Below are 631 nucleotides of genomic sequence, written 5' to 3'. Positions count from 1 at the left end.
CGACGGCTGGTCGGTGAGCCTGCTGCTAAGCGAGCTGAGCGCGCTGTACAGCGCCTACCGCCAGGGCGAGGCGGACCCGCTGCCGGAGCTGGCGATCCAATACGCCGACTACGCCCAATGGCAACGCAGCTGGCTCGAAGGCGGGCAACTGGATCGACAGATCGCCTACTGGCGCCAACGCCTCTCGGGCGCCCCGAGCCTGTTGAGCCTGCCCACGGACCGGGCGCGGCCGGCACAACAAGACTACAGCGGCGCGCTTGTGCCGGTGCATCTGGACAAGACGCTCAGCGACCGGCTCGAGCACCTGAGCCGTCGCCACGGCGTGACGCTCTACATGACGCTGCTGGCCAGCTGGGGCGCCGTGCTCGGACGTCTGGCGGGCCAAACGGACGTGGTGATCGGCTCGCCGGTGGCCGGTCGCAACCGCAGCGAAATCGAAGGGCTGATCGGCTTCTTCGTGAACACCCTGGCGCTGCGCCTGGATCTGGAAGAGATGAGCATCGCGCAGCTGCTGGCGCAGGCCAAGGACACCGTGGTGTCGGCCCAGGCGCACCAGGACCTGCCCTTCGAACAAGTGGTCGACATCGTCAAGCCCGACAGAAGCCTGTCGCACACCCCGCTGTTCCAGGCC

At 68.0% G+C, this 631-nt stretch carries 1 protein-coding gene; it reads left to right on the top strand.

What is annotated here, in order from left to right; translation table 11 throughout:
* Positions 1–13 precede the first annotated feature (13 nt).
* A partial coding sequence (locus I8J34_RS24235; protein ID WP_304513942.1) for a condensation domain-containing protein occupies positions 14–631 on the top strand: 618 nt, incomplete at its 3' end.

It is taken from the genome of Denitromonas iodatirespirans, from assembly GCF_018524365.1.
Classification (GTDB): Bacteria; Pseudomonadota; Gammaproteobacteria; order Burkholderiales; family Rhodocyclaceae; genus Nitrogeniibacter; species Nitrogeniibacter iodatirespirans.
The sequence above is the reverse complement of the archived record's forward strand: the minus strand, read 5'-3'. Positions and strand labels throughout refer to the sequence as shown.